21 protein-coding genes and 2 pseudogenes are annotated in these 25,324 nt (G+C 69.9%); 10 read left to right on the forward strand and 13 right to left on the reverse strand.

Annotation, left to right across the window (positions count from 1 at the left end; all coding sequences use genetic code 11):
* The first annotated feature begins 281 nt into the window (after positions 1-281).
* The 3 genes from ACFWP5_RS29065 to ACFWP5_RS29075 all read left to right on the forward strand — a co-directional run bounded on the left by ACFWP5_RS29065 (position 282) and on the right by ACFWP5_RS29075 (position 2,210).
* Complete coding sequence (locus ACFWP5_RS29065) at positions 282-1,247, forward strand: zinc-binding dehydrogenase (RefSeq protein ID WP_384162723.1); 966 nt, start codon at positions 282-284, stop codon at positions 1,245-1,247.
* A 181-nt stretch (positions 1,248-1,428) separates the two neighbouring features.
* Positions 1,429-1,638, forward strand: a complete 210-nt coding sequence (locus ACFWP5_RS29070; protein ID WP_266772466.1) for a helix-turn-helix domain-containing protein — start codon at positions 1,429-1,431, stop codon at positions 1,636-1,638.
* The gene (locus ACFWP5_RS29075) at positions 1,638-2,210 is read left to right on the forward strand and encodes a Clp protease N-terminal domain-containing protein (protein ID WP_384162726.1); all 573 of its coding nucleotides are present in this window, start codon (positions 1,638-1,640) and stop codon (positions 2,208-2,210) included. The genes ACFWP5_RS29070 and ACFWP5_RS29075 overlap by 1 nt, the downstream gene beginning before the upstream one ends.
* A 79-nt stretch (positions 2,211-2,289) precedes the next feature.
* Here ACFWP5_RS29075 and ACFWP5_RS29080 read toward each other — a convergent pair whose 3' ends face one another.
* Both ACFWP5_RS29080 and ACFWP5_RS29085 read right to left on the reverse strand, forming a co-directional pair.
* Positions 2,290-3,408, reverse strand: a complete 1,119-nt coding sequence (locus ACFWP5_RS29080) for a helix-turn-helix transcriptional regulator (protein ID WP_384162729.1) — start codon at positions 3,406-3,408, stop codon at positions 2,290-2,292.
* 403 nt (positions 3,409-3,811) lie between these two features.
* Positions 3,812-4,630: pseudogene (locus tag ACFWP5_RS29085) on the reverse strand (DUF4097 domain-containing protein); the annotation flags it as partial.
* A 218-nt stretch (positions 4,631-4,848) separates the two neighbouring features.
* Here ACFWP5_RS29085 and ACFWP5_RS29090 point away from each other — a divergent pair.
* Positions 4,849-5,694 carry a hypothetical protein gene (locus ACFWP5_RS29090; protein ID WP_384162732.1) on the forward strand — a complete coding sequence of 282 codons (846 nt, stop codon included), beginning with the start codon at positions 4,849-4,851 and terminating at the stop codon, positions 5,692-5,694.
* 44 nt (positions 5,695-5,738) lie between these two features.
* On the opposite strand, the gene ACFWP5_RS29095 is transcribed toward ACFWP5_RS29090, so the two are convergent.
* A complete protein-coding gene (locus tag ACFWP5_RS29095; protein ID WP_019075209.1) occupies positions 5,739-5,921 on the reverse strand; it encodes a DUF6104 family protein in 183 nt (60 codons plus the stop codon).
* 133 nt (positions 5,922-6,054) lie between these two features.
* On the opposite strand from ACFWP5_RS29095, the gene ACFWP5_RS29100 reads away from it, so the two are divergent.
* Both ACFWP5_RS29100 and ACFWP5_RS29105 read left to right on the forward strand, forming a co-directional pair.
* On the forward strand, positions 6,055-6,441 hold the full coding sequence (locus tag ACFWP5_RS29100; protein WP_384162735.1) for a CU044_2847 family protein: 387 nt from the start codon (positions 6,055-6,057) through the stop codon (positions 6,439-6,441).
* Complete coding sequence (locus ACFWP5_RS29105) at positions 6,408-9,380, forward strand: trypsin-like peptidase domain-containing protein (RefSeq protein ID WP_384162737.1); 2,973 nt, start codon at positions 6,408-6,410, stop codon at positions 9,378-9,380. Before ACFWP5_RS29100 ends, ACFWP5_RS29105 begins: the two co-directional genes overlap by 34 nt.
* 87 nt (positions 9,381-9,467) lie before the next feature.
* Here ACFWP5_RS29105 and ACFWP5_RS29110 read toward each other — a convergent pair whose 3' ends face one another.
* From ACFWP5_RS29110 to ACFWP5_RS29125, 4 genes are all read right to left on the reverse strand, one after another.
* The gene (locus tag ACFWP5_RS29110) at positions 9,468-13,289 is read right to left on the reverse strand and encodes a multifunctional oxoglutarate decarboxylase/oxoglutarate dehydrogenase thiamine pyrophosphate-binding subunit/dihydrolipoyllysine-residue succinyltransferase subunit (protein WP_384162739.1); all 3,822 of its coding nucleotides are present in this window, start codon (positions 13,287-13,289) and stop codon (positions 9,468-9,470) included.
* Positions 13,290-13,570: 281 nt separating this feature from the next.
* A complete protein-coding gene (locus ACFWP5_RS29115) occupies positions 13,571-14,677 on the reverse strand; it encodes a sensor histidine kinase (RefSeq protein WP_384162742.1) in 1,107 nt (368 codons plus the stop codon).
* Positions 14,674-15,414: a response regulator transcription factor gene (locus tag ACFWP5_RS29120; protein ID WP_033282112.1), complete on the reverse strand. Its 741-nt coding sequence runs from the start codon at positions 15,412-15,414 to the stop codon at positions 14,674-14,676. The genes ACFWP5_RS29115 and ACFWP5_RS29120 overlap by 4 nt, the downstream gene beginning before the upstream one ends.
* Before the next feature lie 113 nt (positions 15,415-15,527).
* Positions 15,528-16,247 (reverse strand): spermidine synthase, encoded by a 720-nt coding sequence (locus tag ACFWP5_RS29125; RefSeq protein ID WP_384162745.1) that lies wholly within the window; start codon positions 16,245-16,247, stop codon positions 15,528-15,530.
* Between the two features lie 194 nt (positions 16,248-16,441).
* Between ACFWP5_RS29125 and ACFWP5_RS29130 the strand changes: the two genes are divergently transcribed.
* Positions 16,442-17,425 (forward strand): rhomboid-like protein, encoded by a 984-nt coding sequence (locus tag ACFWP5_RS29130; protein WP_384162748.1) that lies wholly within the window; start codon positions 16,442-16,444, stop codon positions 17,423-17,425.
* A gap of 105 nt (positions 17,426-17,530) precedes the next feature.
* Here the strand turns inward: ACFWP5_RS29130 and ACFWP5_RS29135 are convergent, their stop codons facing one another.
* From ACFWP5_RS29135 to ACFWP5_RS29145, 3 genes are all read right to left on the reverse strand, one after another.
* Entirely contained in the window at positions 17,531-18,295 is a 765-nt protein-coding gene (locus ACFWP5_RS29135) for a GNAT family N-acetyltransferase (RefSeq protein WP_384162801.1), read from the reverse strand.
* 95 nt (positions 18,296-18,390) lie between these two features.
* A complete protein-coding gene (locus ACFWP5_RS29140) occupies positions 18,391-18,579 on the reverse strand; it encodes a DUF397 domain-containing protein (protein ID WP_384162751.1) in 189 nt (62 codons plus the stop codon).
* Between the two features lie 10 nt (positions 18,580-18,589).
* Positions 18,590-19,441 carry a helix-turn-helix domain-containing protein gene (locus tag ACFWP5_RS29145; protein WP_384162754.1) on the reverse strand — a complete coding sequence of 284 codons (852 nt, stop codon included), beginning with the start codon at positions 19,439-19,441 and terminating at the stop codon, positions 18,590-18,592.
* Positions 19,442-19,587: 146 nt separating this feature from the next.
* On the opposite strand from ACFWP5_RS29145, the gene ACFWP5_RS29150 reads away from it, so the two are divergent.
* A complete protein-coding gene (locus ACFWP5_RS29150) occupies positions 19,588-20,007 on the forward strand; it encodes an ATP-binding protein (protein ID WP_384162757.1) in 420 nt (139 codons plus the stop codon).
* 78 nt (positions 20,008-20,085) lie between these two features.
* Here ACFWP5_RS29150 and ACFWP5_RS29155 read toward each other — a convergent pair whose 3' ends face one another.
* Together ACFWP5_RS29155 and ACFWP5_RS29160 are read right to left on the reverse strand one after the other, a co-directional pair.
* On the reverse strand, positions 20,086-20,487 hold the full coding sequence (locus ACFWP5_RS29155; protein ID WP_384162760.1) for a hypothetical protein: 402 nt from the start codon (positions 20,485-20,487) through the stop codon (positions 20,086-20,088).
* A 46-nt stretch (positions 20,488-20,533) separates the two neighbouring features.
* Positions 20,534-20,944: pseudogene (locus tag ACFWP5_RS29160) on the reverse strand (DUF4259 domain-containing protein); the annotation flags it as partial.
* Between the two features lie 292 nt (positions 20,945-21,236).
* Between ACFWP5_RS29160 and lon the strand changes: the two are divergent.
* On the forward strand, positions 21,237-23,654 hold the full coding sequence (gene lon / locus ACFWP5_RS29165; RefSeq protein WP_384162763.1) for an endopeptidase La: 2,418 nt from the start codon (positions 21,237-21,239) through the stop codon (positions 23,652-23,654).
* Between the two features lie 113 nt (positions 23,655-23,767).
* Here lon and ACFWP5_RS29170 read toward each other — a convergent pair whose 3' ends face one another.
* Positions 23,768-24,586, reverse strand: coding sequence for a lysozyme (locus ACFWP5_RS29170; RefSeq protein WP_384162766.1), 819 nt, complete (start codon positions 24,584-24,586; stop codon positions 23,768-23,770).
* A 226-nt stretch (positions 24,587-24,812) separates the two neighbouring features.
* Between ACFWP5_RS29170 and ACFWP5_RS29175 the strand changes: the two genes are divergently transcribed.
* Positions 24,813-25,316 (forward strand): MarR family winged helix-turn-helix transcriptional regulator, encoded by a 504-nt coding sequence (locus tag ACFWP5_RS29175; protein WP_384162769.1) that lies wholly within the window; start codon positions 24,813-24,815, stop codon positions 25,314-25,316.
* Positions 25,317-25,324 lie beyond the last annotated feature (8 nt).

Genomic DNA, 25,324 nt, shown 5'->3' on the forward strand with positions numbered 1-25,324 from the left:
CCCTTCGAACACCGCGACCCCCGCAAACCCTGCGCCCCCCGCGACCTCCGCAAACCCCGCGACCTCCGCAAACCCCGCGCCCCCGGCGAACACCCCACCCGCCCGAAAACACTGTGCCCCCGGCAAACGCGCCGCCCGCCCCGTAAACCCAGCGCCCCCCGGCAGACACGCCCCCGCCCCGCAAACCCGCGCCCCCCGGCAAACCCCCCGCTCCGCAACAGGGCATGTGTCACAGCCCGAGGTAGTTCCCTGGTCAACCGGCGGAGCCTATCGTCAAGGTCATGTTCGCCGTCTACGCCGCCCGAATCGACCGCGACCAGCCGCTCTCCGGCCTTGAGTTGGGGGAGCGTCCCGCCCCCGAGGCCCGGCCGGGCTGGAGTGTCGTCGATGTCAGGGCCGCTTCCCTCAACCACCATGACCTGTGGTCCCTGCGCGGCGTCGGCCTCGCGGAGGACAAGCTGCCGATGATCCTCGGCTGCGACGCCGCCGGTGTCGACGAGGACGGCAACGAGGTCGTCCTGCACTCCGTCATCGGGCAGACCGGCCACGGCGTCGGCCCCAAGGAACCCCGTTCCATCCTCACCGAGCACTACCAGGGCACCTTCGCCGAGCGGGTCGCCGTGCCGACGTGGAACGTGTTGCCGAAGCCGAAGGAACTGTCCTTCGCGGAGGCCGCCTGTCTGCCCACGGCATGGCTTACGGCGTACCGCATGCTCTTCACCAACTCCGGTGTACGGCCCGGTGATTCGGTGCTCGTCCAGGGCGCCGGCGGCGGTGTCGCCACGGCCGCCATCGTTCTCGCCAAGGCGGCCGGGCTGCGCGTCTTCGCGACCAGCCGGGACGAGGCCAAGCGGAAGCGGGCGCTGGAGCTCGGTGCCGTGGAGGCGGTGGAGCCGGGGGCGAGGCTGCCGCAGCGCGTGGACGCCGTCATCGAGACCGTCGGCGCCGCCACCTGGTCCCACTCGGTGAAATCCCTGAAGCCCGGTGGCACGCTTGTCATCTCCGGTGCCACGAGCGGCGACCGCCCCTCGCACGCCGAACTGACCCGTATCTTCTTCCTCGAACTCAAGGTCGTCGGCTCGACCATGGGCACCAAGGACGAGCTGGAGGATCTGCTCGCCTTCTGCGCCGCGACGGGTGTCCGCCCGGTCATCGACGAGGTGCTGCCGATGGACCGCGCCCGCGAGGGCTTCGAACGGCTCGACTCCGGCGGCCAGTTCGGCAAGATCGTCCTCACGAACGGGTAGCAAGCTCGGATAGCAGCTCTGGTTGGCAACTCGCTTCCCTGCGCGTGGCTTTGTACGGCCGGTCCGGTTCTCCGGGCCGGCCGTCTGCGTGTGTCACCACCGCGTGTGTCGCCATTCCTTGCGTGGCCATTCCTTGTCAACTTTGGTTGACATCAGGAGCGTGTCAACGTAGGTTGACGTCATGACCGAAGCAACGGATCTCGCCGAGCGCGCGGGTGACCGTGATCCACGGGTCGGCCTGCGTGCCGTCTCCGCGCTGCGCAGGCTGGTGGAGCAGTTGGAGGCGGTGCAGGTGCGCAGTGCGCGCAACCAGGGCTGGTCGTGGCAGGAGATCGCCGCGGAACTCGGTGTCAGCAGGCAGGCCGTGCACAAGAAGTACGGGAGGCAGTGATGTTCGAACGGTTCACGAAGGACGCCCGCGCCGTGGTGCAGGGCGCGGTGGAGCACCGCGAGCGGTCGGGGCCCGGTTCCGTCGACCCCGAACACCTTCTGCTGGCCCTCCTCGACCGCCAGGGCAGCCGGGCCTCCTTCGCCCTGACCGCCCTCGGTCTCGCTCCCGAGGAACGCAAGGAGTCCGTACGGCAGGCTCTGGGTGACGCGCGCCGACGCGCGGGGCTCTCGCAGGCCGAGGCCGACGCCCTTGCCGGGCTCGGTATCGACGTCTCGGAGATCGTCGCCCGGGTCGAGGAGGTGCACGGCGTCGGGGCGATGTCCGGCGAGCGGAAGTTCAAGGAGTCGTGGTCGGGCCGCCGTACCTTCAGTCGCGGTGCCAAGAACGTCCTGGAGAAGTCCCTGCGTATCGCCGTCGCCCACCGGGACCGGCACATCGGCGACGAGCACCTCCTCCTCGCCCTGACCGTCCTTCCCGGCGTGCCGGGTGAGGTACTCGCCGATCACGGGGTGACGCACGAAGCGGCGACACGCGTCCTGTACGGCGGGGGAGAGGCGCGGGCGGCGGGCTGAGGGGCCTGGGGACCTGTGCGCCGGGGTGGTGCGCCTGGGGTTGGTTCCTGGGCGCACCACCTGCGTTCGCGGCGTCGGCTCAGGCCTTGCGGCCGCCGCGCAGCACCGCCCCGATGTGTGCCGCCGCCGTGGACAAGTGGCGGCGGGTGTCGCGGAGTTGGTCCTCGGTGACGCCGCGGTCGCGGGCCGCGTCACGGATGTCGTCCCGGAAGCGGTCGAGGAGCCGGTCCAGATCGCGGGCCGGTTCGCCGGTGGAGTCCTCGTGGGCCCAGGCCGGTTCGTACTCGGCCGGGAAGTCCTCCGGGTTCTGGCTGTACTCGGGTCCGGGTGCCCCGGATGCCGACGGCGTCGCCGGTGCCGAGGCCGACTTGCCCGCACCTGCGCCTGCCCCCGACCCTGCGCCCGTCCCCGGTCGCCCGAATCCGAAGTCCTTGCCGAACTCCTTTCCGAAGTCGCCGAACTCCTTGGCCAGTTCGGTCAGGCTCTCCCGTACGCCCGTGGGCCAGTCGCCGCGTGCGAAGTGGTCCTGCGCGTGTTCCTGGACCTGGCGGCCGATGCGCTGCATCTCCTCCTGGGCCTGCGCCCACGCCCGCGCCTGTGCTTCCTTCGCCTGGCGCCGGGCCTGCTGGGCCTCCTCGCGGGCCCGGCGGCTCTCGTCCTTGGCGCGCCGGGCCTGTTCCTTCCACTCCTGCTTGGCGCGGCGCATCTCCTCCTTGGCGGCGCGCCACGACTCCTTGTCACCGAAGTCGGTGAAGTCCCCGGCAGGGCCCTCGTGTTCGCTCTGCCGGCCCCGACCGGTGCCGGCTCCCTGCCGGGCCTCGGTGGCCGCCGCGCGCATCTCGCGGCGCAGATCGCCCGCCGCGCCCCGGACGTCGGCCCGGATCTCGGCGGCCAGTTCGGCGACCGACTCGCGGATCTCCAGCTCCAGGTCGGCCAACTCGCCGCTGCGGTCGGCCAGTTCGGCGCGGCCGGCGTCCGTGATGGCGTACACCTTGCGGCCGCCCTCGGTGGTGTGGGTGACCAGGCCCTCGGCCTCCAGCTTGGACAGGCGCGGGTAGACCGTGCCCGCCGAGGGTGCGTACAGCCCCTGGAAGCGCTCCTCCAGGAGGCGGATGACCTCGTAGCCGTGTCGGGGGGCCTCGTCCAGCAGCTTCAGCAGGTAGAGGCGGAGGCGGCCGTGGGCGAAGACGGGAGGCATGTCAGAGCACCTTCTTGTCGGTCGTGCCGTCGGCCGCGTCGGTGCCGGAGGCACCGCCCGGGCCGGAAACGGAATTGTCCCCCGAGTCGCCCTTAGCCCCGTCCACAGGGGCGCCGGAAGCGTCGTCAGTCACGCTGGGTGCAGGGGCATCCGTGGCGTCGTCCGAAGCGTCCTGGGTCTTGGTCGTGCGCTCGGGCCCCGTCTCCCCGGCGGTGTCGCCCAGGCTCTCGCCCTCGGGTTTCGCCCGCTCGGCCGTGTCGCCCGGCCCACCCGGCCTACTGCCCTCGGGCCCTGTCGCCACGTCGGGCCCCTTCGTCATGTCGGGCCGAGGTGTCTTGTCGGCCCGCGTCGCCGTGACGGTCGCCTCCGTGTTCCCGGCCCATGATCCGCCCTCGCCCTCGCCCTCGCCCTCGTCCTCCGCCGCCGGGCGGCGCAAGAGTGCGATCGAGCCGGAGACGGTGGTGGCGCGCAGCTTTCCGGTGCCCGCGCCCAGGCGGCCGGTGATCTTGTGGGCGCCCCACTGGCCGTGTACCCGCAGTCCGTCGAAGGCGTTGGAGATCGAACCGCTCGCCGTGTTGGCCTCGACGTCCGCGTCCGCCGGATGCGGCAGCCGGATGGCGATCTCGCCCGAGACGTTGGTGAGCCGGACGTCGGTCGGGCCGTCCGGGTCGAGGTCCACGATCATCGAGCCGCTCACGGACTCGGCGCGCACGGAGGGTCCCGAGCCCTCGACGACGGTGAGATCGCCGGAGACGGAGTTGAAGCGGAGGTCGCCGGTGACGGCCTGGGCCTCCAGGTTTCCGGAGACCGTCTCGGCGCGGACGGATCCGGAGAGGCTGACGAGGGTCGTGTCGCCCGTGACCCCCCGCACCACCGAAGGCCCGCTGATCCCGGAGACGACGGCCGCGGCGCCGACCACCCCGACCTCGACCCGGGTGCTCGCGGGAACGGCCAGGGAGACCACCACGCTGCGCCGCCAGCCCTTCCGGTCGAGCCACTTGAGGAAGCCCTTCCAGGGGAGGTCCTCGTACGCCACCGTCAGCGTGCCGTTCGTCTGGGTCACCAGCAGGGGCGGCCCGTCGATCTCGGAGATTTCGATGCGGGCGGAACCCTCGTCCGTCCCCACGACGTTCACCGTTCCGTTGACGATGCGCACGTGGAGATCGCTCACGGGCTCGTCGAACGTGAGCTTCTTGGGCTCTGCGACGGACCACTCGGACATGATGCAGACCTCCTCGGCCTAACGGGGCGGGACACGACGCGCCATATCGCGTCTTCCGAGAAACACGATATATCGCGGATGGGGAAAGTCAAGACACTCGTTTCGGTGGTCGGTAGTCGATCGGCGGCCGGTCTCCGGCCGGCCTGTGACCGGCCGGCAATCGGTCACTCATCACCGCACAGCCGACGAAAGCGACCAAATTGCCCTAGCGTGTGACCATGCCGACGGAGAAGCCCCAGGCCAGACGCCGGACCGGTGCCACCCCGGGCGCCCTGCTGCTCTGCCGGGCCGACCCCGAGTCCGTCGCCCAGGCGGCCCATCCGCTCCGCGAACGCATGCTGTTGACCAGCGCGGGCGACGACTGGAGCGTGCTCGTCCCCGAGGGCAAGCCCTGGCTGCACGGCGAGGAACCGGTCGACCGCGTCCTCACCGGCTGGGCCACCGCGCTCGCCGTCGGCGCCTCCTGGCCCGTACTCGCCCTGTGGTGGGACGCCGACCGCGCGGGCTACTCCCTGGCCTCGGGATTCCGCCGTCCCGTCGGCTACGTCTGGCTCACCGACGGCACCCCGGCCGGCGAGGACGAGGCGATGCGCACCTTCGCCGCCCGCCTGGGGCTGGACCCCGTACTGGACCTGCAGTCCCTGGACCAGCTGACGAAACCGGACCCCGAAGCCGACGCCCGCGCCCGTCTCCGCGGCCTCCTGGCGGTCCTCACGCGCGCGGGAGTTGCCCTGCCCACCGGCCTCACCCCGGGCGAACCCGCCGACCGCCTCCGGGAGATCGCCCGCGTCCGGCCGGATGCCCGACAGGTCGAACGGGCGGGCTGGCGCGAAGCGGTCCGCGCGGAACTCGACGCGGTCGACAGCAGCCGCCTCGGCCCCTGGATGCCCTGGTCGGGCACCCCCAAGGCACGCGCCCTGGCCCTGACCCAGATGGCGGCGGGCCTCCCGCTCACGACCTGGGGCCTACGACGCCGTAGCGGAGGCTGGATCGTCGCCGGGGCGCTGCTCCTGGCCCACGGGACGCTCGGCCTCGCCTACGACCTCGCCCGCCCGCGCGACTGACGCCCCCGGCCTGCTCCCTGACGAGGGCATCGGCATCGTAGGAACTACTCGTCGTCGTCCTCGTCGTCCAGTCGTGCCAGCCAGGTCGCCAGGCGTTCCACCGGGACCTCGAAGTCCGGGTTCAGGTCGACGAAGGTGCGGAGCTGCTCGGCGAGCCACTCGAAGGTGACCTCTTCCTCGCCGCGTCGCTTTTCGAGCTCTTCGATGCCTCGGTCGGTGAAGTACACGGGGGATTCTCCTGGGGGCGTGGGTCTGACACCCCCAGGTTATGCGCGGGGCAAAGGTTCCGATCCCGCACCTCACGCGCGCGTGGCTGGGCACAATGACCACAGGCGGACGAGACCGTCGTACGGGGGCGTGATGGAACGGAAGATCCAGGAGATCGAGCTGCCCGGGGGAGAGCGGGTGCTCGCGCGGGTCAGTGTGCTCTCGGCCGAGGAAGTGCCCGGTGGGGCCGACGAGTTCGCGTACGAGGACGTGGGCGCCCTCGATCACATGGCCGCGCGGATCGACCAGCTCAACGAACTGGTCAGCGGTGTCGGCGGTGCCGTGCTGGCGGCGGCGCGTGCCGTGCGGCCCGACGAGGTCAGCGCCACCTTCGGGGTGGAACTGGCGATGAAGCCCGGCAAGGCGGTGGCGCTGCTCGCCGACGGCGAGGCCAAGGCGGCCCTGTCGATCACGCTCACCCGGTACAGCCGCACAGTGGGCCGTCTGTGCTTGCCGAGGTTCTGCTCAGTGGGCTGCTGAGGCGGGGAGATGGGGAGGGCTGGTACGAGTTCGTTCCCGGGGTGCGGGAGGAGTTGCTGCGGCTGTTGCCCCGAGGGGATGCGCTGCTTGTGCTCAAGCACTGCGGGGCGTACGTGGAGCGGCACTTCGGGCGTCGGGCGCGGAACTTTCCGGCGTTGGCGTTGGCGGGGCTGACGGGAGGTGCGGCTGTTCTGCCTCCGGGGGAGGAGGAGGGGGTTCCGGCGGCGTTCGCCGAGGTGTCGCGGGAGGTGTTGGGGCGGTTCGCGCCGCCGGAGGTGCGGCGTGAGCGGTTTGCCGTGTTCTACGTGGCGGACGACATGGCGTGGGCGCTCTGGACGGCCCACGTGCTGAGTGCTGCGGGATACGGCGTGGATCTGCGGATGTGGACCGATGTCGACGAGTTGCGGGAGGCGTTCGCGTCGCCGGTGCTCCTTCTTCTCGGCAACGGCTGCAAAGTGTTCGAGGTGGCACTGGCAAACCTCGTGGCGATGGCCGAACAGCTGATTGTCACCGTCGATGTCAGCGCTCCCTGGCCTCCGCCGCACTGGAGCTCGGGCCTGGAACCGGTCCTCTCCCTGGCCAATTTGACCGAGCGCGTGGCCAGATGGCGGCTGCTGGACATTCTGGGCGACGACGATCCAGGCGCTCCCCCGCCCGAAGCCCCGGACTTCGAGTTTCCCGGACCTGTCCAGGTGGTGTGGGGCATGGTGCCCACACCTTCGCCGGGATACGTCCTCCGGGAAGACCTTCTCGGACAACTTCGCGGGAAGCTGTCGACTGCTCAAGGAGGTTCGGCGGCCTGCGCCCTGGTCGGACCGCCGTCGTCAGGCAAGTCACAGCTCGCGGCGGAGTACGTACGTCGGTTCGCCGGCGACTACGACTTCGTGGGGTGGATCCGGGCCCGGGACCACGCGACGAGACTCGGCGACATCCAACGGTTCGCTTCCACACTCGCGCACGCCGACGACCTCGCACAACTCCACGAACTGTTCCGTCGCCTCCGCGAGGCCAACCTCCGCTGGCTCATCGTCTACGACGGCTGGGACGACCTGCAGGACGCCAACGACCTGCTGATCAGCGGCGGTCACGCGCTGATCACCACCAAGGACGGGGCCTGGGCGGAGGTGGTCGACGCGCTGCGGGTGTCCACCCCCGAGGAGGAGAACCCGACCGCACAGGCGACCGATTGGGACGAACTCGTCCGTCGTGCCCTGGTCCGCGTCCATGCCCCGGCCGACGCGCAGGGTGTCGTATCGGCCAGCGGTTTCTTTCTGGCACCCGGCTGGGTGGTCACCGCGGCCCACGTGGTCGAGGGCCGCGACCGGCAGTCGGGCGTCGGCATCACCACCATGGACGGCCGCCGCCACCAGGTCGAACGGGTCCGTGACGTGGGCGAGTTGGCGCTGTTGCACGTGCCTGACGTGGCCGGAGTCGACTGCCTGTGGCTCACCGACAGTCAGATCGCTCACAACGGACCGGCGACGCTGTACGGCGCGGAAGGGCCCCTGGACGCGCCCCGGGTGGTCGCCACGGCAGCCGCGGTCTCCGGACGACTGAACCGGGACACCTTCCTGTTGGACGGCGACCTGATCCCCCTGGGGAGCGCGGGCGGTCCCGTCATCGACGGACACCACGGCTCCGTCATCGGTGTCATCAAGTCCCGGCGGGCTGACGGCGGCGGGAGGGGAGAGGCCGTCCGCATCGAGGCGCTGAGAGCGCTGTGCGAAGAGGGCCCCACGGGCGCCGAGTTGTGGCACGGGCTCGTACGGGCACATGACCGGCACCACGCCGAGCGGTTCGCCGAACGGGGTTCCCACATGACCTGGACCGGCGTTCAACTCGGGCTGACCGACACACCGACCCAGGCTCTCCCGCCCGACGAGCGGACCGAACTCTACGGTCTGCTCGCCGAGTTGGAGCCGCCCACCGAGCCGAAGATGGTGCTGGAACTGCTCGGGCCACGAGAACGGCCTGACGTTCCCCCACGCCACTGGCGGGACGGCGCCGGATTCCTGAACCGTTTCGCCACCGACGAGCGCCTGCTCCTGTACGCCGCACGTGTCTGGGCCCACCTGGTCACCCGCAGCGGCCCGGCCCAGGCCCCCGCCCTCGCCGCGCTGCGGAACTGGACCGACTCCGCCCGCCAGCGCCTCACGGGTGAGGGCGGGCAGGATGTCGGCGCCGCCTTCAGCCGCGTGGACACGGACTTCACCCGGATCGGACCAGTTGTGCGCGTGGAGATCGAGCGCACCGGCCCCGAGGCCTACGGCTGGAGCCTTGTCCTGGTGCGGGGCAACGGGGTGGTGGGCCTGGAGGAGGACATGTCGGGCGGGCGGGCCGAAGACCTGCCGGAGCGGCTGCACAGGCATCTCGTGGAGGCGCTGTCGGAGGCCGAGACGCCCGGCGCCGTGGCATCCGTCCAGTTCTCCCTGCCGAGCGAGCTGCTGTGGGACCTCCCCGTGGAGAACTGGCGGCTCCCGGACGCGGCCACCCTCGGATGGGAGCGGAACGTCTTCGTACGAAGCCAGGACGGCAAGGACCGTTCGCTTCAGGCATGGCGGCGGCGTTGGGGCGTGGTGTCCAGAGGCCCGCTGAAGGGCCTTCGGCTCCACGGGGCAGGCGGCGTCGACTGGGCGCAGACGTCCCTCAACTCGGTACCGCTCCTGTGCCGGCACGCCGACGCGACCACGCCGACCACCGGCCTCGACCTGGCCAAGTCCCTGAGCTTCCCCCTCATGCTGTGGAGTCGGGCCGCGACCCACGCCGACTGCGCCGACTTCTACGAGCGGGCCGAGGACCTGCTGCGGCGGGTCGGCACCGCTCGTGAACTCGTCGCGCAGGTCGGCTACTTGAGGGCATACAGCGCCACCCGCCGTGCACCGGAGGCCGCTTGGGCCCGTCATCTCGCCGTCTTCTGCGATCCGCCCCCCGACTTCTGACTCGGACGCAGATACGCCGATGGGCCCGCCCCGAGCAACTACAACTCGGAGCCGAGCCCACCCAACGTAAGACCAAGCCGTCGAGACCTAAGCCTCGAACACCTCCCGCACCAACTGCTCCTGCTCAGCCTGATGCCGCTTCGCCGACCCCACCGCCGGAGACGACGAGTGCGGGCGCGAGATCCGCCGCAGCCGCTCCCCGTGAGGAACATCCGCGCCGACCGCCAGGTCCAGGTGGTCGATCAGGTTGAGGGCGATGAACGGCCAGGCGCCCTGGTTGGCCGCCTCCTCCTGGGCCCACAGGTACTTCTCGACGTTCGGGTACTTGTTGACCTCCGCCTGGAGCTCCGCACCCGGCAGCGGGTACAGACGCTCGACGCGGATGATCGCCACGTCCGTGGTGCCGCGCTTGGCGCGCTCGGCCTCCAGGTCGTAGTACAGCTTGCCGGCGACGAAGACGACCTTGCGGACGGCCGCCGGGTCCGTCACGGTGTCGTCGCCGATGACCGGGCGGAACTGGCCCGACGTGAACTCCTCCGTCTTCGACGCGGCGGCCTTGAGGCGCAGCATCGACTTCGGGGTGAAGACCACCAGCGGCTTGTGGTGCGGGTTGTGCACCTGCCACCGCAGGAGGTGGAAGTAGTTCGACGGGAGCGTCGGCATCGCGACCGTCATGTTGTTCTGGGCGCAGAGCTGGAGGAAGCGCTCGACCCTCGCGGAGGAGTGATCCGGGCCCTGGCCCTCGTAGCCGTGGGGGAGCAGGAGCGTGACGCCGGACGTCTGGCCCCACTTCTGCTCCGCCGCCGAGATGTACTCGTCGACCACCGTCTGCGCGCCGTTGACGAAGTCGCCGAACTGCGCCTCCCACATCACGAGCGCGTCGGGGCGGGCCAGCGAGTAGCCGTACTCGAAGCCCATGACCGCGTACTCGGAGAGGAGCGAGTCGTAGACGTTGTAGCGCGCCTGCTCCTCGGAGAGGTACTGGAGCGGGGTGTAGTCCTCGCCCGTCTGACGGTCGATGAGGACCGCGTGGCGCTGGCCGAACGTACCGCGGCGGGAGTCCTGACCGGACAGCCTGACCGGGGTGCCCTCCAGCAGCAGCGAACCGATCGCGAGCGTCTCGCCCATACCCCAGTCGATCGTGCCGTCCTCGACCATCGTCGCCCGGCGCTGCAACTGCGGCAGCAGACGCGGGTGGACGTGGAACTGGTCGGGGATGTTGACCTGGGACTCGGCGATCCGCTTCACGACCTCCGAGGAGATCGCGGTGCTGACCGCGACCGGGAACTCGGCCTGCGGGTCCGACATCGGGGCGGCGCCCGGCTGGGCGGTGGCCTCGCGGACCTCGGTGAAGACCTTCTCCAGCTGGCCCTGGTAGTCCTGGAGAGCCTGTTCGGCTTCCTCAAGGGTGATGTCGCCGCGACCGATGAGGGACTCGGTGTAGAGCTTGCGCACCGAGCGCTTCTTGTCGATCAGGTCGTACATCAGGGGCTGGGTGAAGGCCGGGTTGTCCGACTCGTTGTGACCGCGGCGGCGGTAGCAGATGAGGTCGATCACCACGTCCTTGTTGAACGCCTGACGGAACTCGAAGGCCAGGCGGGCCACACGGACCACGGCCTCCGGGTCGTCGCCGTTCACGTGGAAGATCGGGGCCTCGATCATCCTCGCCACGTCCGTCGCGTACATCGACGAACGCGAGGACTCCGGGGCGGCGGTGAAGCCGACCTGGTTGTTGATGACGATGTGGATCGTGCCGCCGGTGCGGTAACCGCGCAGCTGGGACATGTTGAGCGTCTCGGCCACCACGCCCTGGCCCGCGAAGGCCGCGTCACCGTGCAGGGCGAGCGGGAGGACCGTGAAGTCCGTGCCGCCCTTGTTGATGATGTCCTGGCGGGCGCGGACGATGCCCTCGATGATCGGGTCGACCGTCTCCAGGTGGGACGGGTTCGCCGCGAGCGTGACCTTGATCTGCTCGCCGTCCAGGCCGGTGAAGGTGCCCTGGGCGCCCAGGTGGTACTTCACGTCGCCGGAGCCGTGCATCGACTTCGGGTCGAGGTTGCCCTCGAACTCGCGGAAGATCTGGGCGTACGACTTGCCGACGATGTTCGCGAGAACGTTGAGGCGGCCTCGGTGGGCCATGCCGATGACGACCTCGTCGAGGCGCGACTCGGCCGCGCTGTCGATGACCGCGTCGAGCAGCGGGATGACGGACTCGCCGCCCTCCAGGGAGAAGCGCTTCTGGCCGACGTACTTCGTCTGCAGGAAGGTCTCGAAGGCCTCCGCCGCGTTCAGCCGGCGCAGGATGCGCAGCTGCTCCTCGCGCTCCGGCTTGGAGTGCGAGCGCTCGATGCGGTCCTGGATCCACTTGCGCTGCTTCGGGTCCTGGATGTGCATGAACTCGATGCCGGTGGTGCGGCAGTACGAGTCGCGCAGCACGCCCAGGATGTCGCGCAGCTTCATCAGGGACTTGCCGGCGAAGCCGCCGACCGCGAACTCCCGCTCCAGGTCCCACAGGGTGAGGCCGTGCTCGGTGATGTCCAGGTCGGGGTGCTTGCGCTGGCGGTACTCCAGCGGGTCGGTGTCGGCCATGACGTGGCCGCGGACCCGGTAGGAGTGGATCAGCTCGAAGACGCGGGCGGCCTTCGTCACGTCGTTGTCGTGCGACGCGTCGATGTCCTTGAGCCAGCGGACCGGCTCGTACGGGATGCGCAGCGCCTCGAAGATCTCGTCGTAGAAGCCGCTCTCGCCGAGCAGGAGGTTCGCGACGATCCGCAGGAACTCGCCGGAGGCGGCGCCCTGGATGACCCGGTGGTCGTAGGTCGACGTGAGCGTCATGACCTTCGAGATGCCGAGCTTGTTCAGGGTGTCCTGGGACGTGCCCTGGAACTCCGCCGGGTAGTCCATGGAGCCGACGCCCATGATGACCGACTGACCGGGCATCAGACGCGGCACCGAGTGGACCGTGCCGAGGCCGCCGGGGTTGGTCAGGGAGACCGTGACGCCGGTGAAGTCGTCCATCGTCAGCTTGCCGTCGCGGGCGCGGCGGACGATGTCCTCGTAGGCCTGCCAGAACTCGAAGAAGTTCAGCGTCTCGGCCTTCTTGATGCCGGCGACGACGAGCTGGCGGTCGCCGTTGGGCTTCACCAGGTCGATGGCGAGACCGAAGTTGACGTGCTCCGGCTTGACCAGGGTCGGCTTGCCGTCCTTCTCCACGAAGGAGTAGTTCATCGACGGCATGGCCTTGATGGCCTGCACCATCGCGTAGCCGATGAGGTGGGTGAAGGAGATCTTCCCGCCCCGGGCACGCTTCAGGTGGTTGTTGATGACGATGCGGTTGTCGAAGAGCAGCTTGACCGGGACCGCGCGCACGGACGTCGCCGTGGGCACCTCGACCGAAGCGTTCATGTTCTTCGCGACCGCGGCGGCGGGGCCGCGCAGCGTCACGTACTCGGGACCACCGACGGCCTCCGTCGCGGGCTCCGCCTTCGGCTTTACGGCCGCGGCGGGCTTCGCGGGGGCCGGAGCCGGGGCTACGGCCTTCACCGGCGCCGGAGCGGCGGCTGCGGGCGCCGGCGCGGGAACCGCCGGAGCGGTGGGCGCGGCGGGCGCAGCAGGAGCGGCCGGGGCCGGCGCCGGGGCGGCGGGTGCCGCCTGGGCCGGGGTGGTTCCTACGGCCCCCGCGGCCGCAGTACCCGCCGAAGTCGAGGTCGGGGCGGCAGCCGCGCCCGGCTTGTAGTCGGCGAAGAAGTCCCACCAGGCTCGGTCAACCGAGTTCGGATCCTGGAGGTACTGCTGATAGATCTCGTCGACGAGCCACTCGTTGGGCCCGAACGCCGCCGCGGGATTCTTACCCGCGGCTTGGTCGGACTCGGTCGAGATGGTCGAGTTACTGGGGGACTGTGACGACACGGCGGCAACCGCCCTCTTCCGCTTCACAAGGTGATGGACAGCGGGAATTAAGGCTACGCCCCCATGACGGCCAAGGTCAGGTCGGGCCGGTCCATCGTCGCGTAAGTCACATCGGAAAGTGTGTTTCGAGCACTGAAATGGCGGGAAACAAGCGTGGTTCCGCTACAGAAGGGACGCGTCGATGCGGGCCGGACGCGCCGACGGCGCGGGTCTGTGCCTGATCACACGTGTCCGTCAGCGCGGACCGTCGTGGATCTTGGGGCTCCGGGTCGAACTTTACGTCAACTTGGCACGGAAGACAGTCCCGGGAGGGTGACGATAATCCTGCAGCCACGGTCGGATTCGGCCACACCGATCCGGCCGCCGTGCAGATCCACCGCCCAGCGGGCGATCGCCAGACCGAGGCCCGTACCGCCGTCGCTGCCGGGTCCGTGCGGTGAGCTCACCGCTCCCCGGTTGAACCGCTCGAAGATGTGCGCCCACTCCGCCTCCGGGATGCCGGGTCCCTCGTCCAGGACCTCCAGCTCCAGCGACTCCGGCAGCGACCCGCGCCGCGCCTTCACCGTCACCCGGCCGTGCGCGGGGCTGTGCTTGACCGCGTTGTCGATCAGGTTGGCGACGACCTGGTGGATGCGCTCCGGGTCCGCGAGCGCGGTCAGCTCCGGCGGGGACACGTCCAGGTGCAGATGGACGTCCGTCCGCGTGTGACTCCCCGAACCCGACGCGATGCCCGCGCGCGCGGAGGCGACCATGTTGGCCTCCTTCAGCACACCCGAGAGATACGGCCACACCTCGAAGCGGCGGGTCTTCAGCGGTACGACGCCGTTGTCCAGGCGGGAGAGGTCGAGGAGCGTCTCGACGAGCCGTCCCAGGCGCTCCGTCTGCTTCAGCGCCGTCCGCATGGTCTCCGGATCGGCGGCCGAGACGCCGTCGACGACGTTCTCCAGTACGGCGCGCAGGCCCGCGATGGGAGTGCGCAGCTCGTGCGAGACGTTCGCGACGAGTTCCTTGCGCTGGCGCTCCTGGGCCTCCAGCTCGTCGGCCATGACGTTGATCGTCTCGGCCAGGTCGCCCAGTTCGTCGCGGCGGTTCTCGCGCACCCGGCGGGTGTAGTCACCGCGCGAGATGGACCGGGCCACCGTGTTCATCTCGTCCAGCGGCGCGGTGAGCGAATGGGCCACGAACTGCGTTATCAGCAGTGTGGCGATCATCGAGAAGACCGTGATGAAGCGCAGCTCCGTCGCCGTGCGCATGGCGATCATCATCAGCCCGGTGGTGATGAGCACCGCGATGACGACCAGAGCACCCAGCTTGGTCTTGATCGAGAACGGGCGTACGCCGCCCCAGGGCTCCCCGGGGCTCCTCCGTGACGTCGGCCCGTCGCTCATGGCGTCGGTGTCTCCAGCGCGTAGCCGACGCCGTGCACCGTGCGGATCCGCTCGGCGCCGATCTTCCGGCGCAGCGCCTTGATGTGGCTGTCGACGGTGCGGGTGCCGGAGGCGTCCGCCCAGTCCCACACCTCGGCGAGCAGCTGCTCGCGCGAGAGCACGGCACGCGGGGTGTTCGCCAGGCACACCAGCAGGTCGAACTCGGTGGGCGTGAGATGGACGTCCTCGCTGCGCACCCGTACCCGGCGCTGCGCGTGGTCGATCTCCAGCTCGCCGAGCCGCAGGATGCCCGAGCGCGGGGTGGACGCGGCCACCACGGCACGCTCCACGCGGCGCAGCAGGACGTGCACCCGCGCCGCCAGCTCCCGCATCGAGAACGGCTTGGTCATGTAGTCGTCGGCGCCGACCCCGAGCCCGACCAGCATGTCGGTCTCGTCGTCGCGCGCGGTGAGCATCAGCACCGGCACCGGGCGGGCGGCCTGCACACGGCGGCAGACCTCCAGTCCGTCGAAGCCGGGCAGCATGATGTCGAGGATCAGCAGATCGGGCTGCCAGGCCTCGGCGGTGTCGACGGCCGAAGGCCCGTCGCCCGCGGTCTGTACGAGGAATCCCTCGGCGCGCAATCGGGCCGCGATGGCGTCGACGATCGTCGGGTCGTCCTCGACCACCAGCACCCGGCGCTGTGCGCCCGGCGTGGCCGTGGCCGTACCGTTGTGGGAGGTGTGTGTCTGCTCCATCGCCCGCCCCTGAAGTGTGCTTTCCGGAACCAGTGGGGTGATCCCATGACTGCGCTTGACGCTTGAATGATCTGCGTCAGGGAAGCAGAGTACGGGGAGTGACGGCGCCTTTGCTATCCAGGTCGTACAGCGAGGTGCACGACGTCGGGAACGCCTCGGGCAACGGGGATCTCTTCGGTACGCACCTGTTGGAACCCGGCATTCCATAAGGTCTGCTCAAATTCCGGAGAGGGCTGCGCCGACCATACGGCGAGTACCCCGCCCGGTCTCAACACCCTTGCGCAGCTTGCCAGTCCGGCCGGTGAGTAGAGGCTGTCGTTGCCCTCGGTGACGGTCCAGCCGGGACCGTTGTCGATGTCGAGGCAGAGCGCGTCAAAAGTGGCGCAAGTCTCATTGACGAATGCGACTAGATCCGTTTTCACAATTGCGGTCCGCGGATCGGCGAGAGCGGCCGCGGAGAGGGCCGACAGCGGTCCTGAACGGTGCCATTCGACGATCGCGGGCTCCCGCTCCACGACCGTGATCCGGCCCCAACGGCGGTCGGCGGCGGCATGCGCGAGCGAGAACCCGACGCCGAGTCCGCCGATCAACACGTCCGGCAGCACGGCAGGTTCGGGGCGCCCGTCGAGCGCGTCGTACGCGGCGTCGACCAGCAGTCGTTCCGACCGCCCGTCCGAGGTGTCCATCAGGAAGCACCCGTTGGCGATGATCTGGAGCAACTCCCCGTGCCGGCGCAGCACCACCTCGCCGTAGGGGCCCTCGCGACGGTCCAGGACAACGGGACTGTCGTACGAGGGAGGGTCGTACGCGGCGGTGTCGTACGCGGTGGTCATGCAACCCATCCTGGCAGTTTCACCGGATCGGGCAGCCGAATTAACCCTGGGCGGACTCGTCCGGGCGCAAGGTACCGGCGGACGCGTGAGAAGGCTTTCAGGTTGCTGTGAATCGGCTCTCGCGTGGCGTCGGTCATAGACAGCGGCAGGTGGGACGGCGAAGGGTGGGGCCGAACCGGAAGGAGCGCCTCACCGTGGAACGGATCGCGACGGCCGACACCCAGGCCTCGGCCACGCCTCCGGGCGGGCCCCTGGCCGAGGAATCCGGGTCGGCTTCGGCCCTGGACTCCGGGCTGCTGGACGCGATGCCGAGACAGCGGGAAGCGCTGGAAGTCCTGGAAGCGGCTGGGGAGTTGGGGCTGTCCGTTCCGGCTTCGGCTCCGGCTTCGGTCCTGGTGGCCGCGACCGTCCCGGGCCCGGCGGCGGTGTCCGTCTCGGCGTCCACCCCCGCCGTTCCTCCGCTGCCCCGGTTCGCCGCCGCCCCGGCCGCGCTGAGCCGCCTCCGCCCCTGGCGACTGCTGCCCACGCCCACCGGGACGCCGTTCACCTTCTGCTACGGGATGCTGCTCGTCGTCACCTCGCTCGTCGCGCAGTACGCCGGTCCCACGCTCGTGGGCCAGTTGCACCAGGCGTCCAGCACAGATGTCACCCACCTGCTCCGCGACCCGTTCCTCGTGCTGGTCGCCAGCGCGCTGTGGATCGTGGGCGGGATGGTGTCGCCGTACGCGTTCCTCTTCCTGCTCGTGCTGACCGCGCTGGAACGGCGGATCGGCGGGGTGCGGACCGCCGGGGTCTTCCTGTTCGGCCACATCGTGGCCACGCTCGCGACCGAAGGGACCGTGGGAATCGCGGTGTTGGCGGGCCACCTGCCCGACAGCTCACTCCACCGCCTCGACTACGGCATCAGCTTCGGCGTCGCCACGAGCATAGGAGCGCTGGCCGGCCTGCTGCGTCCGTGGCTCGGCCTGCCGCTGATCGCCCTGTTCGGCTGGACACTGGTCCAGGACCTGATCGCGTTCACCGACCCCATGACGAACTGGGGCCATCTGATCTCGCTCTCGATAGGCGTCGCGACCTGGCCGCTGATACGGCGTTGGGCGCGGGCCGGACAGGTGGCAGGGGCGGCACGGGTGGCTGGGACGGCTGGGGTGCCTCGGGTTGAGGTTGCGCGGGTCTGACTCCCTGCATGCCGGGCCGCGTTCAACCAGGCGGTGGACCAACAGGCCTCGGTGGACGAGGAGTTGCTACGCGGGTCGCACGCACTCCTGATCCGGTTGCTTCGGTTACTTCGGTTTCTTCGGTTGCTCCGAGGACCACACGTACGGCGTGGTCGTAGTGATCGCCCGGAAGCCCAGCCGACGCAGGATGGGTGCGCTGTCGTCCGAGGCGTCCACGTGCAGGTACGGGACTCCGCGGGCGGCGGCGAGGGCGGCTCGGGTGGCGACGAGGGCGCGGTAGATGCCCTTGCCGCGCCACTCGGCGACCGTCGAGCCGCCCAGCAGGTTGGCGAACTCCGTCCCCGGCCGGAAGGCGAGCCAGGCCGCGGAGACCATCTCGCCCTCCGCCTCGACGGCGTAGACGGCCATCTCGTCCGGAGCGGCGGCGATCCGGCCCAGCAGGTCGGCGGCCAGCCAGTTCAGGTCCATGTCCCAGATGGCCGACTGCAGGGCGCCGATCCGCCGCAGGTCCGCCCGGGCGGTGACCCGGCGGATCGTGACCCCCTCCGGCAGTACCGGCTCTCGTACGGCCATCTCCTCGGCCGGCCCGATCAGCACGGTCTCCTGTTCCTCGGGCACGAACCCCGCCGCCCGCAGTCGGTCGGTGAGGTCGGCGGGCACGTCGTGGGAGCGGGTCTTCCACTCCACGCTCTCCCCGCGCGCCGCGAAGAAGTCCCGCTGCCGCACGATCAGTTCGTCCAGTTCCCGCCCCTGCACCCCCAGGTCGCGCGGCCCGCTCACGAACCCCCGGAACTGTCCGACGGTCCGCAGCAGCGGCCCGTCCTTCTCGTACGTCACTCCGGCGGGCGGAATGGGCGGGGTGCCGCGCATCTGCTCGTCGTAGGCGGCGAGGAGGGTCTGTGTCTCTGTTTCCGGCTCTGTCACGGGGAGACGGTACGGGGAGGTGTGCGAGCCGGGGCAACTGATTATCGGCGGGGTGTGGTGGTCCTGATGTGCCTTAGAAGGGCGGCGAGTTGGGGGCGGTGGGCGTTGAGTACGACGGTGGGGGCGTCGCTTTCGCGGAGGGCGAGAGTGGTGTCCGACGCCGCGAGTTCGACGCAGTTGTTGTCCCCCGAGCCGGAGTAGGACGACCTCTGCCAGAGGAGCTGGGACACGTTTCCCCCTTCAGGCGCTCTGTACGAGGGAGTGGATGAACTCACGTGACTCCTTCTTGGGAAGCGCGGCCTTGGTGATGCGCTCCATGAGCACACGGTAGTTCGACAACTGAGTGGGCGCATCGAGGAATTCCGTGGCGATCGAGGTGTCGAGCTGCACCGTGTCGAGTTGGGGCACCGGGCCGGACGTGTACGACACGGTCAGCCCCGGTACCGGGAAGCCGCCGGAGCTGAAGAGGATGACCCGTACGGTGATGTTTCGGCGGCGTGACGACTCGACCAGTTCCTTGAGCTGCGCACGCATGACGTCCTGGCCGCCGAAGCACAGCCGAAGTGCGGCCTCATGGACGACAAACGTGCACGAGACCGGAGTCTCTCGGTCCAGGATGTCGCGGCGCTTCATACGGTGCGAGAGCCGGCGGCGAAGCTCGGGGCCCGGCCAGACGGGCACCCTCTCCGCGAGTACGGCACGGGCGTACTCCTCGGTCTGGAGCAGGCCGGGCACATGCATGGCGGCGAACACGTGCAGACCCGTCGCGTGGAACTCCAGCTCGGCGAGGTCGACTGCTCCTGTACCGATGAACCCCCGGTATTCCTCCCACCAACCGGGCTTGCGGTCCTGGGTCATGCCCACCAGCGCATCAACGTAGGCCTGGTCCGGTGTGTCGTAGATCGAGGCGAGGGTGCGCACCCGTTGCTCGCTCACTCCGAAGCGGGCCAGCTCCACGTTGGTGATGTGCGTGCGGCTCACGCCGAGCGCGGTGGCTGCGTCATTGATGGCGAGTCCCGACTGCTCTCGCATGCGCCGCAGTTCGGTTCCCAGGCGCAGCTGTCGCAACGTCGGTGATGTCCTTGGTGGCATGGGCGACAGTCTTGCCTGCGCCACACGATCGGGTCTACTTGCACGATAAATAGCGCGAATCAGTAGCAGATGTTTCCACCCTGTCCTACGGTGAGTGCCTGGCCGATCGCAGGCCGCCAACCTCCTTCCGTCGCCCAGGAGTTGCCATGGACGAACGCCAGCCCGAACCCCCTTCCGAGTGGCGCTACACCCTCCGCGTCCCGTACGACCCCCTCGCTCCCGCCATCGCCCGCTCGGTCCTCGCCCGGCACGCCCTCCCCGAACTCGCCGATATCGCCGTCCTGTTGACCTCCGAACTGCTCACCAACGCCTGGTGTCACGCGCCCGGCCCCGCCTCCCTGAGCCTCAAGTGGGCGGACAAGCGGCTGCGGGCCAGTGTCTGGGACGCGGGCTTGCTGCCTCCGCATCCGACGGGCTGCCCGGAGCCGTACGCGGAAGGCGGTCGTGGTCTCGCCCTCGTGGAGCTCTGTGCCGATGCCTGGGGGAGCTTCGCGATCGGGCCTGCGCAGGGGAAGGTCGTGTGGTTCGAGTTGCTGCCGGATGCATCGGGCCGCGTGGCGGCGTGAGGGCGGTCGCCGCCCCCCCCGGGACACCCTCTCCGAAAAAGTGTGACACTTTGGCCATAAGTGTCGCACTTTCCCGTCTCACCCTCCCCCGACCACGCGGCCGCGGAACTCCTGGAAGGCGTGCCAGCCCGAGGGTCCTTCCGGAGTGATCAGGTCTCCTGAGGGGCAGTCCAGCACCTTGCAGCCGAAGGCGTCCGCGAGACGGAAGACGGAGGCGAGCACGTCGTCGCCGGAGCCGCGGATGTGCAACATGATCGAGTCCACGGGATCTTCCGAGCCGATGTTGAGTTCGATGGACCAGGTGGGTCCGGTGAGGTCGCCCCAGGTGGGATCCGAGAGGTCGGCTTCGGGCTCGGCCCGGCTCACGGTCGCGAGGACTTCGTGCAGTCGGCCGAGTGGGCGCGGGGCGTAGTCGTCGGGTATGTCCTGCGCCGAGGTGATGTCGTCGGGCAGGTGGAGGAGAAGAACGTCCCAGCTCATATGTACCTCCGGAGGGGGAACGGGCGGTTGCGCTGTCGGCGGGGGTTCAGCTCAGGCGGAGCTGTTCTCCCGGCGGTTGGCGCGTGAGTGTGCTGCGGAGTCGGTTGATGGATGTGTGCCAGGGGTCGCCGTCCGGTTCGGCCCAGAGTTCCAGGAGTTCGGACGGCTCGGTCATGACGCGGTCGAGAGCCTGGAGGGCGAGGGTGCGTAGACCGGTGAGGTCAGGGAGCGGCTCGTCCGGTCCGTAGTGGGGGTGGGCGGGCTCGCCGCCTGGGCATCGTGCGGCGACCAGGGCTGCTGCCGCGATGGCTTCGTCGGCGACGCGCGCGTCAAGGCAATCGATGGTGTCGGCCGCTCGCGCGAGTGTGTCGCGGACCAAGCCCTGACGCGCGTCCGGTGAGGCGTCGTCGAGGTCGCAGCACCAGTCCGCCGCGGTGTCGTTGTCGAAGGGGCCGACGCCTCAGGTGCCCATGTGTCTCTCCTGATCGTGGTGGCGTCTGTGGTGTCCGGGCATCCTGGCAGGCGCCACTGACATCGACCGTCGAGCCCTGATCGCCCTGTCGGAACACCTCGACCGCCCTGTCGGAACACTCCGTCTCCCGGGAAGCCCTCGCCCCATTTCCGTGTTGACCTGCACAGAGCCCGGCGCACTGCCGCTGATCGCTCACGGCGAACAACAGGTGGGGAACAATCGGAGACGCCCAGGCATTGAGTCGGCATAGCTCAACTTGACTGCCTAAGGGGAGATCATGGCTTCGACGTCCACACCGCTCACCCTGCCCGTGCTGCCGCTCGACGACGAGGTCGTGCTGCCCGGAATGGTGGTTCCGCTGGACCTGAACGACACCGATGTACGCGCCGCTGTGGAGGCCGCCCAGGCCGCCGCGCGGTCCGAGTCCGGAAAGCCCAGGGTCCTGCTGGTGCCACGCATCGACGGGACATACGCGAGCACGGGTGTGCTCGGCACCATCGAGCAGGTCGGCCGGCTGGCCGACGGCGACCCGGGCGCGCTGATCCGCGGCCGTAGCCGCGTGCAGATCGGGGCCGGGACCACCGGCCCGGGTGCCGCGCTCTGGGTCGAGGGCACCGCTCTCGACGAGAGCCTGACCGAACCGTTGCCCGGCTCGGTCACCGAGCTGGTGAAGGAATACAAGGCGCTGGCCACCGCGTGGCTGCGCAAGCGGGGGGCCTGGCAGGTCGTCGACCGAGTGCAGGCCATTGATGACGTGTCTACGCTCGCCGACAATTCCGGTTACTCGCCCTTCCTGACCACCGACCAGAAGATCGAGCTGCTGGAGACCGCCGAGCCGGTGGCCCGGCTCAAGCTCGCCACCCAGCACCTGCGCGACCACCTCGCCGAGCAGGATGTCGCCGAGACCATCGCCAAGGACGTGCAGGAAGGCGTCGACAAGCAGCAGCGCGAGTTCCTGCTCCGCCGCCAGCTCGAAGCCGTCCGCAAGGAACTGCGCGAGCTGAACGGCGATTCGACCGAGGGTGAGGAGTCCGACGACTACCGGACCCGTGTCGAGGCCGCCGATCTCCCCGAGAAGGTCCGCGAGGCCGCGCTCAAGGAGGTCGAGAAGCTGGAGCGGTCCTCCGACCAGTCGCCCGAGGGGTCGTGGATTCGTACCTGGCTGGACACGGTTCTTGAACTGCCGTGGAACGAACGGACTCAGGACGAGTACGACATCCAGGGCGCCAAAGCGATCCTCGACGCCGAGCACGCCGGTCTGGACGACGTGAAGGAGCGCATCACCGAGTACCTGGCCGTGCGCAAGCGGCGCGCGGAGCGGGGCCTGGGAGTTGTCGGGGGTCGGCGCGGTGGTGCCGTGCTCGCCCTCGTCGGTCCGCCCGGTGTCGGCAAGACCTCGCTCGGTGAGTCCGTCGCGCACGCGATGGGGCGGAAGTTCGTCCGGGTCGCGCTGGGTGGGGTTCGGGACGAGGCCGAGGTCCGTGGACACCGGCGCACGTACGTCGGTGCGCTGCCCGGTCGTATCGTCCGCGCCATCAAGGAGGCCGGGTCCATGAACCCGGTGGTCCTGCTGGACGAGATCGACAAGGTGGGGTCCGACTACCGGGGCGACCCGGCGGCGGCGCTCCTCGAAGTGCTCGACCCCGCGCAGAACCACACCTTCCGCGACCACTACCTGGAGGTCGAACTCGACCTGTCCGACGTCGTGTTCCTCGCGACGGCGAACGTCCTGGAGGCCATCCCGGAGGCGCTGCTCGACCGGATGGAACTGGTCCGGCTCGACGGTTACACCGAGGACGAGAAGGTCGTCATCGCCCGTGACCACCTGCTCCCGCGCCAGCTGGAGCGGGCGGGGCTCAAGGACGACGAGGTCGTCATCGACGAGAGCGCGCTGCGCAAGCTCGCCGGCGAGTACACCCGTGAGGCCGGTGTCCGCACCCTGGAGCGGTCCGTCGCCCGGCTGCTGCGCAAGATCGCGGCCCAGCACGAGCTGGGCCGGCGCGAGCTGCCGTTCACGGTGACCGACGCCGACCTGCGCGGTCTGATCGGACGGCCGCACCACGTGCCCGAGTCCGCCCAGGACCCGGCGGAGCGCCGCACGGCCGTACCCGGTGTCGCCACCGGACTCGCGGTCACCGGCGCGGGTGGTGACGTCCTCTACGTCGAGGCGTCGCTGGCCGACCCGGAGACGGGCGCGGCGGGTCTGACCCTGACCGGTCAGCTCGGTGACGTGATGAAGGAGAGCGCGCAGATCGCCCTGTCCTTCCTCCGCTCGCACGGCGCCGAACTGGAGCTGCCCGTGGGCGACTTGAAGGACCGGGGCGTGCACATCCACTTCCCGGCGGGTTCGGTGCCGAAGGACGGCCCGAGCGCGGGCGTCACGATGACGACGGCCCTGGCGTCGCTGCTCAGCGGCCGCCTGGTCCGCACGGACGTGGCGATGACCGGTGAGGTCTCCCTGACCGGTCGGGTCCTCCCGATCGGCGGCGTGAAGCAGAAGCTGCTCGCCGCGCACCAGGCCGGGGTCACCACCGTGATCATCCCGAAGCGCAACGAGCCCGACCTGGACGACGTCCCGGCCGAGGTCCTGGACAAGCTCGATGTCCACGCGGTGACGGACGTCCGCCAGGTCCTGGAGCTGGCGCTGTCGCCGGCCACGAACGGCGCGACGTCGGAGGTTCCGGTGGCGGCGTGACGACTGTGTCCATCAGCGGGCTCCGCCCGCGGGCACCGGATGAATGGGCGAAGGCCCGGGTCCCTTCAAGGGGGGTCCGGGCCTTCGTCGTTGTACGTCCCGCAGATCGCCCGTCAGCCGTTGGCGAGCGCCACGACCCTGTCGAGGGCCCCGTTGAACTTGTCGTGGTCGCCGACCGTCGGCCCGGACGACGTGTACTGCCACATCGTGTAGAACGACCACCCGGCCGGCAGCGTCCCCGGGTCCGACGCGTACCGCGCGATCCACAGCGGGTCGGCGGACGCGAAGGCGCCGGAGTTGCCCGTGCAGTCGGACCACCAACTCGTGGCGGTGTAGATCACGGCGTCACGGCCGGTGCGGGACTTGTACGTGGACAGGAAGTCGGCGATCCAACTGACCATCGCCGCCGCCGACTTGCCGTAGCAGGACGCGCCGTACGGGTTCCACTCGATGTCGAGGACGCCCGGGAGGGTACGGCCGTCCTTGGACCAGCCGCCGCCGTGGTCGACGAAGTAGTTGGCCTGGGTGGCACCGCTCGTGGTGTCCGGGGTCGCGAAGTGGTACGCGCCACGGATCATGCCGACGCCGTAGGCGCCGTTGTACTGCTGGGTGAAGTAGGGGTTCGTGTAGTACGTCCCCTCGGTGGCCTTCGTGTAGGCCCACTTGACCCCGCTGCTCCACAGGGTCGACCAGGCGACGTTGCCCTGGTAGCCGCTGACGTCGACGCCCTCCGTCTGGGTGGCGTCACCGCCGGTCGGGGTGCCGTCCTGGCCGTCGTGCGCCAGAACGCCGATGCCGAGGTACGCGGAGCCGCGGGCCGGGACCGTGGCGGCGCCGGCCGGGTGGGAGAGGGTCGCCAGCAGGATGCCGGAGAGGGCGAAAGCGAGGGTGAGGTGCCGCAGGCGTGGCGTTCGGGGTCTGTGCGCGGGCATGGCGTGCCTCCGAGGGCGCGGTGGAGCGCGGTGGGGGAGTGGAGGGAGAGGGAGTTGATGTTGGCGTGGCCATGCCAGTCAGTGCCTGGTAAGGAAGCTACGCACCGAGAAGACCGCGTGGGAAGGGGGTCCGGACGATGCCGTTGGTCTAGCCCTGCGAAATACTGGCGGAGCTGCGGCGATGACGGTGTTTGGCGGAAACTTTCACGATCGGGAAAGCGGACCAATGGGTGCTGACGTGCACAAGGGCGAGGACAGGAACGGCGGTGCGCTTTCCGTGGGCGCCGACGGACTTGCCGTGGATCACGAATACCTGTCCCTGGAGCGCGAGTTGACGTTCCTCTTCCGCCGGGCCCGGGCCAACCAGGGCGAGATGGCCCGCGAGGTCCACCCCGACCTGGAGTCCGCCGCGTACGGCCTGCTGGTCCGGCTGGACGAGTCCGGCCGGCAGCGGGCCACGGAGCTGGCCGCCTACATCGGCGTCGGCAAGGCCACGATGTCCCGCCAGCTGCGCGCCCTGGAGGACCTGGGCCTGATCGCCCGCGAGCCGGACCCGGCGGACGGCCGGGCCTGGCTGGTCGACCTCACCGACGAGGGCAGCCGCCGGGTCACCCACGTCCGCGAGGCCCGGCGGGCCCGCTATGTCACCCAGCTCTCCCACTGGGACCGCCGGGAGGTGGCCGAACTGGCCCGCCTGATCCACCAGTTGAACGGCGTCATGGAGAAGTGACACCGACG

The organism is Streptomyces sp. NPDC058469 (genome assembly GCF_042721125.1).
Lineage (GTDB): Bacteria > Actinomycetota > Actinomycetes > Streptomycetales > Streptomycetaceae > Streptomyces.

Excerpts from the sequence above, each read along its gene's own strand:
- ACFWP5_RS29065 (WP_384162723.1), top strand. The coding sequence starts at position 282 with ATGTTCGCCGTCTACGCCGCCCGAATCGACCGCGACCAGCCGCTCTCC.
- ACFWP5_RS29070 (WP_266772466.1), top strand. The coding sequence starts at position 1,429 with ATGACCGAAGCAACGGATCTCGCCGAGCGCGCGGGTGACCGTGATCCA.
- ACFWP5_RS29075 (WP_384162726.1), top strand. The coding sequence starts at position 1,638 with ATGTTCGAACGGTTCACGAAGGACGCCCGCGCCGTGGTGCAGGGCGCG.
- ACFWP5_RS29080 (WP_384162729.1), bottom strand. The coding sequence starts at position 3,408 with ATGCCTCCCGTCTTCGCCCACGGCCGCCTCCGCCTCTACCTGCTGAAG.
- ACFWP5_RS29090 (WP_384162732.1), top strand. The coding sequence starts at position 4,849 with ATGCCGACGGAGAAGCCCCAGGCCAGACGCCGGACCGGTGCCACCCCG.
- ACFWP5_RS29100 (WP_384162735.1), top strand. The coding sequence starts at position 6,055 with ATGGAACGGAAGATCCAGGAGATCGAGCTGCCCGGGGGAGAGCGGGTG.
- ACFWP5_RS29115 (WP_384162742.1), bottom strand. The coding sequence starts at position 14,677 with ATGAGCGACGGGCCGACGTCACGGAGGAGCCCCGGGGAGCCCTGGGGC.
- ACFWP5_RS29120 (WP_033282112.1), bottom strand. The coding sequence starts at position 15,414 with ATGGAGCAGACACACACCTCCCACAACGGTACGGCCACGGCCACGCCG.
- ACFWP5_RS29125 (WP_384162745.1), bottom strand. The coding sequence starts at position 16,247 with ATGACCACCGCGTACGACACCGCCGCGTACGACCCTCCCTCGTACGAC.
- ACFWP5_RS29135 (WP_384162801.1), bottom strand. The coding sequence starts at position 18,295 with ATGCGCGGCACCCCGCCCATTCCGCCCGCCGGAGTGACGTACGAGAAG.
- ACFWP5_RS29145 (WP_384162754.1), bottom strand. The coding sequence starts at position 19,441 with ATGCCACCAAGGACATCACCGACGTTGCGACAGCTGCGCCTGGGAACC.
- ACFWP5_RS29150 (WP_384162757.1), top strand. The coding sequence starts at position 19,588 with ATGGACGAACGCCAGCCCGAACCCCCTTCCGAGTGGCGCTACACCCTC.
- ACFWP5_RS29155 (WP_384162760.1), bottom strand. The coding sequence starts at position 20,487 with ATGAGCTGGGACGTTCTTCTCCTCCACCTGCCCGACGACATCACCTCG.
- lon (WP_384162763.1), top strand. The coding sequence starts at position 21,237 with ATGGCTTCGACGTCCACACCGCTCACCCTGCCCGTGCTGCCGCTCGAC.
- ACFWP5_RS29170 (WP_384162766.1), bottom strand. The coding sequence starts at position 24,586 with ATGCCCGCGCACAGACCCCGAACGCCACGCCTGCGGCACCTCACCCTC.
- ACFWP5_RS29175 (WP_384162769.1), top strand. The coding sequence starts at position 24,813 with ATGGGTGCTGACGTGCACAAGGGCGAGGACAGGAACGGCGGTGCGCTT.